Origin of the sequence: Alteromonas sp. MmMcT2-5 (assembly GCF_022348315.1) — a bacterium.
Classification (GTDB): domain Bacteria; phylum Pseudomonadota; class Gammaproteobacteria; order Enterobacterales; family Alteromonadaceae; genus Alteromonas; species Alteromonas macleodii.
This window is the reverse complement of record NZ_JAKRFB010000098.1, coordinates 1-7,077: the sequence shown is the minus strand read 5'-3', so window position 1 is coordinate 7,077 and position 7,077 is coordinate 1. Positions and strand designations below refer to the sequence as shown.

The 7,077-nt window shown below is 38.2% G+C and carries 7 protein-coding genes; 4 read left to right on the top strand and 3 right to left on the bottom strand.

Translation table 11 applies throughout. From position 1 onward, the window contains the following. The first annotated feature begins 206 nt into the window (after positions 1-206). Positions 207-1,340: an AMP-binding protein gene (locus tag MHN09_RS21615; protein WP_187447830.1), complete on the top strand. Its 1,134-nt coding sequence runs from the start codon at positions 207-209 to the stop codon at positions 1,338-1,340. 740 nt (positions 1,341-2,080) lie between these two features. Here the strand turns inward: MHN09_RS21615 and MHN09_RS20645 are convergent. Further along, the gene (locus MHN09_RS20645; RefSeq protein WP_187447829.1) at positions 2,081-2,524 is read right to left on the bottom strand and encodes a PaaI family thioesterase; all 444 of its coding nucleotides are present in this window, start codon (positions 2,522-2,524) and stop codon (positions 2,081-2,083) included. Further along, complete coding sequence (locus tag MHN09_RS20640; protein WP_187447828.1) at positions 2,524-3,006, bottom strand: PaaI family thioesterase; 483 nt, start codon at positions 3,004-3,006, stop codon at positions 2,524-2,526. Before MHN09_RS20640 ends, MHN09_RS20645 begins: the two co-directional genes overlap by 1 nt. A 587-nt stretch (positions 3,007-3,593) precedes the next feature. Here MHN09_RS20640 and MHN09_RS20635 point away from each other — a divergent pair. From MHN09_RS20635 to MHN09_RS20625, 3 genes are all read left to right on the top strand, one after another. Beyond that, positions 3,594-5,009: a coniferyl aldehyde dehydrogenase gene (locus MHN09_RS20635; RefSeq protein WP_187447827.1), complete on the top strand. Its 1,416-nt coding sequence runs from the start codon at positions 3,594-3,596 to the stop codon at positions 5,007-5,009. 195 nt (positions 5,010-5,204) lie between these two features. Further along, entirely contained in the window at positions 5,205-5,630 is a 426-nt protein-coding gene (locus MHN09_RS20630) for an MAPEG family protein (protein WP_187447826.1), read from the top strand. 75 nt (positions 5,631-5,705) lie between these two features. Beyond that, positions 5,706-6,164, top strand: coding sequence for an AMP-binding protein (locus MHN09_RS20625; protein ID WP_187447825.1), 459 nt, complete (start codon positions 5,706-5,708; stop codon positions 6,162-6,164). Here the strand turns inward: MHN09_RS20625 and MHN09_RS20620 are convergent. After that, the coding region (locus MHN09_RS20620) for an IS3 family transposase (protein WP_239220428.1) at positions 6,147-7,077 on the bottom strand (931 nt) is incomplete at its 5' end. The genes MHN09_RS20625 and MHN09_RS20620 overlap by 18 nt on opposite strands.

Sequence of the window (7,077 nt, the reverse complement as noted above, 5' to 3'; positions counted from 1 at the left end):
GCCTGTTTGCGGGTTTTATGCATTTTATGGCTGACAAAAGAGACAAGATTGTTCAATATAGAGCGTGCATTCATGGTGTTTTCTGTGTTGGTTTTTTTTGGCGAAAGATCTGATCACCAAATGCCATGAATGTTCCCTAACTCTTTGACTTTATTTTACTATTCGTGGGGATAGCTCAGATTTCAATACCTGTTACAGGTTGCAACGTGCCAGATAGCTACCTTTGTTTTAATCAGTTACTTGAAAGTGCTGCTGATAAAGAAAATGAAGATCTAATTATTAGCGATCGCGATCCTCTACAAATTTTATACACCAGCGGCACAACATCTAAACCTAAAGGTGTAGAAACTTCTCATCTTGCCCTATTTATCAATAGCCTATCAGCAGCTATTGAGCTAGGCATAAAAAAAGAAGGTATAGGTACATCGGTTATGCCAATGTTTCATTGTGCACAACACCTAATTTCAACCTCAGTATTGCATATGAGTGGTACGGTTCTTATATTTAGAACGTTTGAACCAGAGGATTTTGTCAAAATTATTGAAAAAGAAAAAGTTAACTTTATTTTTCTTTTACCTTTAATGTGGAAAGCGCTTCTAGAGGTTCCTAACATAGAAAAATACGACTTCAGTGCATTAGATACTTGTATGTATGCAATGGCACCAATGGATAAACCAAGCTTACTCCGCTTGAAAGCTATTTTTAAATGTCCGTTTATCTTAGGCTCAGGACAAACAGAAATGACCCCCGTTACCACTGTCTTTCATGATAAATGGTCATATAAAGATGGTAATTACTGGGGAGAAGCGTTAACAACAACAGATCAAGCCGTAATGGACGATAATGGCGTAATATTACCCGATGGTGAAATAGGTGAAATCGTATGGCGTTCACCTTCAGCAATGAATAGCTATTATAAAGATCCTGAAGCTACCGCTGAAGTATCTACTTTTGGTTGGCATCACTCGGGGGATCTAGGTTATTTTGATGAAGATCACCAATTAATGTTTGTTGATAGAAAGAAGGACATGATTAAAACAGGCGGTGAAAACGTTGCTTCTGTTAAGGTAGAGAGAGTCATAATGTCACACCCAAGCGTAGCTGGTGTGACCGTTATAGGCTTACCACACCCTCATTGGACAGAAGCCGTAACCGCTATCGTCATCCCAAAACCTAATGTGAATATAACGGAAACTGATATAATAAAAATGTGTAAAAGCGAACTTGCTGGTTACGAGGTTCCTAAACGCATTCTATTTGTAGATGATATTACTAAAACAGCTACAGGAAAGTTTCTTAAAGCTCCTTTACGTGAAAAATATGCAAACCTATATTTATAATGCTGTTACTGAAGGCTTTTTTTTACAATTAAATATTGGATAATTAAAAATAAATCTATTGTGGTTAAGAAATATTGCCGACAGTCTTATAGCAAAGTCAGTTTTTTTCTGGCATATTTTGGCTTTAAACCGCTGTATTGTGATGTGGCAAATATTACTTTACTACTAGGTGGTATTTCTAAACTTAATGAAGTGAAACATTTTCTCTAATTAATCTATGCGCTCTAAAAATTTCAACATCCATCGAAATAGGCTCACCCTTATACAGTCCCAGCCTGGATTCGGAAAAACAGAGCTTTTAGATAAACTTTATCAAGAATCAAAAAATTTAAAAAAGTCTATACTTATATCTATATCTCAATCAGATAACAACCCCATAGCCCTTCTTAAAAAATAGTTATATCCCTTAAAGCTACTAACTTGGATACGAATACATCCTTTATAAATCAGCTTGATAATATCTCTTTGCCATCATTAGAGCCTATTATTAATTCAATGCTAGATTCATGTTTTATTAGTGAAATTAATTATATTTTTGTGGATGATGTTGATCTACTAATAGATAAGTCTTCTAATAAAATCATAAGTAGTTTATTACAGTCGCCGTAGATTTGGTTTATTTAAATTGGAATATAATCGAATTAAATCAAGTTTTTACGGCGACTTCTAAACTTGTTTAATCTAGCTTTCCATATTACGTGGAGACGATACTTTCCATGTGGCGTCTCATTTATTTCAGATTAATCGTGGATCAGCTTAAAATGGGAGCGCGCCACCGCGATGGCTTTATTTGGATCATCCTGCCAGGCAGTGATCTGCACATTAGCAATCCTCTTACCTAATTTGACGATATCACAACGCGCGTAGGTTTCTTGGGCGCGGCCCGAGAGCATGTAGTCGATATTAAAGTCAATCACTTTGGGCACGCTGGTGGACTCCATTGCCCACATTAAACTTACGATAGCTGCATTCTCCATAAAACCCGCAATCACACCACCATGAATAGCAGGCAGCGCAGTATTACCTACGTTTTTTTCATCAAATGGCATACGGAATACTAGAGAGCCATCTTCATTTTCAGAGAAGCGCACACCGAGAAAATTCGCATAAGGGATCATCTCAATGGCTTTATCAAACTCTTTGGTTTCACGTATTGATTTGAAGAAATCATTTTTCTCTGACATTACTTAACTACCCCTTGCATTTTACTACTGGACGCGCGCATAAAAGTTGCCACGCAGGACGCAACGGGGTCATTAATATCTGTTTGGTAAGCCACACCACGAATAAAGGCCACCGTATTGGTCAATTTATAACACTCCGCAGCCGCTTCAATGCCCTGCCCTGCCAACGCAGGTTTGAGAAAATCAACACGCAAATCCAAGGTGGCAATGGATTCCATCGCAGGCAAAGCACAAAACGTGGCCATACCACCAACACTGTCCATTAAAGACAGAATAACACCACCATGGATGATCCCGTTGGCGAGATCACCCACCAAGCTTTCTGCAAAGGGAATTCGAAATATGGCTCTGTTTCTTTCCAAAGAGACTGTTTCCATGCCTAGCTGCTTCGAGTGTGGGATATTCCCGAAAAACCCCTTTTTTGAAAGAACTGAAAATTGAGGGTCGTCAATTAGATAGGTACGCTCTTTTTTTTCTGACATACTATTTCCTCGTGCCATTTAATATTTAGGGGAGTAAAATTCTGTAATCATAGGCATTCCGTTAAACATAATCAACAACGTGACGACACCAAGGCGTGACTAAACTGTAAAATAAAAGTGGGCAGTAATCAATATAACCAAATTTGGGCATAAACATTGATTCTTAGCGCACATTTATTTACTTAGACATATATGGGGCTCTCGTGCTGTCAACGGCAAGGCCAAATATCCCCTCTCAGAGCAAAATTATCATTGTATTAACAAGTTCGAATATGACTGCCCAATGCCACTATCTAGTTGTATTGGTAGTTGAGTCTGAACGGCTGTGACTTATCGTATGTTGATGAGGTGATGTAAATCGCTGACAACCAGTAGTGAGACAATTTTGTTACGCCAAAATGCTTGTCTAGACGAAATGTTGAAGGATAGAGAACATAAACCTATTACCCCACAATATAAAGACAGTAAAGCCGCAGGGCATTAAAGCTACACTGTTATAAACGATAAGATATTGGCGCAAATTGCTAATGCAATGCAGTTGTTTAAATTGAATAATAAAAAAATGCTTATCTTGGAAAACTTATAATATGCACGTACTTCAAACCATAAATGACGTTAAAGAATGTTTCGAATTACAAAAATGTTATTTTTCATCCGAACCTTATCGGAGCTATGATGATCGTGTTAAAGATCTGAAAAAACTCAAGAGGCTCCTGCTTGATAATCAAGATGATTTCGTTGAGGCCTTAAATAAAGATTTTGGTAGTAGAAGTGCTGATGACACAAAGATAGGCGATATTATCACTACTATTTCAGGTATTAATTACACCATTAAAAACTTGAAATCATGGATGAAACCTAAAAAACGTAAAGTAGACTTGTTATTTCAACCCGCTAAAGCATCTATTTTGTTTCAACCTCTTGGTGTGGTTGGTGTAGTAGTACCATGGAATTACCCTGTATTTTTATCTTTAGGTCCTTTAGCTACGGCATTGGCAGCGGGTAATTGTGTTATGTTAAAAATGTCGGAGTTTACGCCTGTAACAGCAACGCTATTAGCCGGTTTACTTCATAAAGTCTTTAAGCAAAAACAAGTTGCTATTATTGGAGGTGAGGTTGAAATAGCTACGGCATTCACTTCGTTAGCATTTGATCATTTGTTTTTTACTGGCTCAACCAATGTCGGTAAAATTGTTATGCAAGCAGCCGCTAAAAACCTTGTACCGGTTACTTTAGAATTAGGCGGAAAATCTCCTGCAATTATTGATGGTATAATAGACATTAAACTTGCTGTTTCGCGTTTTATTTTAGGTAAAGTTCTTAACTCAGGTCAAACATGTGTAGCGCCTGATTATATTTTTTGTCCTGAAGATAAAGTCACAGTGTTAGTTGAAGAACTACAGAAAATTTATAGTAAAATGTATCCTAAAATCACTAATAATAAAGATTGTACCAGTATTATTAATGATGCCCAATTTGAACGATTAAATGGTTTGTTAGACGATGCGAGAAGTCATGGAGCAAATATAACTCCGCTCACTGCAGAACCTATCAACAAGACAGAAAGAAAAATGCCTTTAACCGTGCTAACTGATGTCAACGATGATATGAAAGTGATGCAACAAGAAATTTTTGGCCCTATCATCCCTATAATTACCTACAAAAATACCGCAGAAGCTATTCACTATATAAATAAAAATGACAGACCGTTAGCATTATATATTTATAGTTTTGATAAAGCATTCCAGCAAGAAATTTTATTGAACACTCATGCTGGTGGGGTCTGTATTAATGAAGCTACTTTTCATGTGGCCAATGATGATTTGCCTTTTGGCGGCATTGGAGCTTCGGGTATGGGCCAATACCATGGGGAAGAGGGTTTTAAAACATTCTCTCACGGCAAGTCAATTTTAAAGAAAGGGCGTATTAGTTTCGCCCACCTCTTGTTTCCTCCATTTGGCGGATTTATGCATAAATTGGTTTATAAATTATTTATTCGCTAGGCCGTGCATCTTAAATTGTTGTTGGATTCATTAAGTTAATCCTCAAGTCTATTTATTGTTCTGGCTTAACCCAAAAAAACATCATTCAATATGATGCTTTTGGGGATACTAATAATCAGTGATTAATGAACATAGCCCGCTTGGCAGGAACAAAATCAAAAAAATATCCTTTTTAAATAACAAACAGGAAAAAACATGAATCAAACCTTACTTGCGTTAACGGGCTTTGCTGGCTGGACATTAGTTCTTAGCTTCATACTCTTAAATATGAGAGCTTATTATACTTTTTTGAGTAGCAATAAAGTTGCCCTTAATAACTTTCATCCTGATGGCAGTAATACTCCTGGCTTTGGTCAAAGGCTTACAAGAGCCCAATTAAACTGTCTTGAGATGCTGCCAGTGTTCTGTGCTTTAGTCATTGTGGCGGCACTTTCTAAACAACTAGATATGATGAATTCAACTGTTATCTACCTACTTTATGCCCGTATAGCTCAATCAGTAATCCATATGATTTCAACTAATATTATCGCGGTTATCTTACGTGCTAGTTTTTGGAGTATACAATTAGCATTATTATTATTCTATTCCTATCAACTACTTGTAAATTTTTTTATAACGTAAATACAATATTTGGCTTTTATGCAAAATTTACTCATAAATAACTAGAATACTTAAACCTAAAAATAAGAGGTTGCTATGCACTTTTATCAAGCTTTACAACGAAATGCTACTATTTTACCTAACACTATTGGAACATCTTTCGCTGACAGGGAGCACACCTGGAATGAAGTTAACAACAGAGTAGCGAAATCAGCAAGTGGGCTAGCCGCCATCGGAGCAGGCAAAGGCATTCATATTGCAATTTTAGCTTTAAATTCAGATAAATATTTTGAGTGTTTAAATGCTATCCCTTGGTCTGGCAGCGTTATGGTGCCATTAAATATTCGGTGGTCTGTCAAAGAAAACCTTTATTCATTAAATGATTCGGAATGTAGCATTTTGTTTTTTGATGATGCTTTTATCGACACAGCTAAAGAGTTGAAGCTGAAATGTGACAATATCAAGCATATGATTTATATAGGTGAAAACTCGGCACCTGAAGGTACTGACGTGGTCAACCAAATTCACACAACCCAGTTAAGCCGCTTTTCCTAAGTTAGCCATGTCAGCTTCATATTGGTTTGGACTTTTGTAATCCAGATATGAGTGCATTCTTTGGCTGTTATAAAACATAGTAATATATTGCAGGATATCCTGCTGAGCAGCATGACGGCTCTGGTAATGACGCCATTGCACTCGCTCTTGTTTTAATGTGCCGAAGAAGCTCTCTACAACGGCATTGTCCCAACAATCACCTTTCCTACTCATGCTACCTGTTACCTTGTACTGCGCCAGTAGCTGTCTAAATTGTCGGCTGGCATATTGCGAACCACGATCCGAATGATGTATCAGGCCAGCCTTGGGCTTACGTTGCCATAAAGCCATTGTTAAGGCATCACACACAAGCTGGGCACTCATCCGAGAAGACATACTCCAACCCACGACTTTGCGTGAGAACAGATCGATGACAACGGCCAGATACAGCCAGCCTTCCTGCGTCCAGATATAGGTAATGTCAGAGACATACGCCTGGTCTGGTTTTTGCGCATCAAAGTCGCGTGATAGCACGTTATCAAATACAGGTTGCTGATGGTCGCTGTTGGTCGTTACTTTGTATTTTCTACGCCGTCTAACGCTCACGTCGGCTTCTTTCATCAAGGCTCTCGTACGCTGTTTTCCAACCGGATAACCGAGCGAATTCAGCGCGCGTTTCATTCGCCTGACGCCATAGGTATAGTCACTGGCATCTGCTATCTTCTGTACCCATTCAATTAGCTCATCATGTTGCGGATCGGGTTCAAGTTGCTCGTTTCGTTGCACTGCACTGTAGTAATTACGGCGACTGACTCCCAGAACCTGACACATCAGACTAATCGGCCAGGTCTTCTTATGTTGGGTAATGAAACCGTATTTCACTTGGTTTCTTTGGCAAAGAAGACCGTCGCCTTTTTTAGGATCTCTTTCTCCA

What these genes read in the sequence shown, in the direction of transcription:
- MHN09_RS20635 (WP_187447827.1), top strand. Translation starts at nt 3,594, where the DNA reads ATGCACGTACTTCAAACCATAAATGACGTTAAAGAATGTTTCGAATTA.
- MHN09_RS20625 (WP_187447825.1), top strand. Translation starts at nt 5,706, where the DNA reads ATGCACTTTTATCAAGCTTTACAACGAAATGCTACTATTTTACCTAAC.
- MHN09_RS20640 (WP_187447828.1), bottom strand. Translation starts at nt 3,006, where the DNA reads ATGTCAGAAAAAAAAGAGCGTACCTATCTAATTGACGACCCTCAATTT.
- MHN09_RS20645 (WP_187447829.1), bottom strand. Translation starts at nt 2,524, where the DNA reads ATGTCAGAGAAAAATGATTTCTTCAAATCAATACGTGAAACCAAAGAG.
- MHN09_RS20630 (WP_187447826.1), top strand. Translation starts at nt 5,205, where the DNA reads ATGAATCAAACCTTACTTGCGTTAACGGGCTTTGCTGGCTGGACATTA.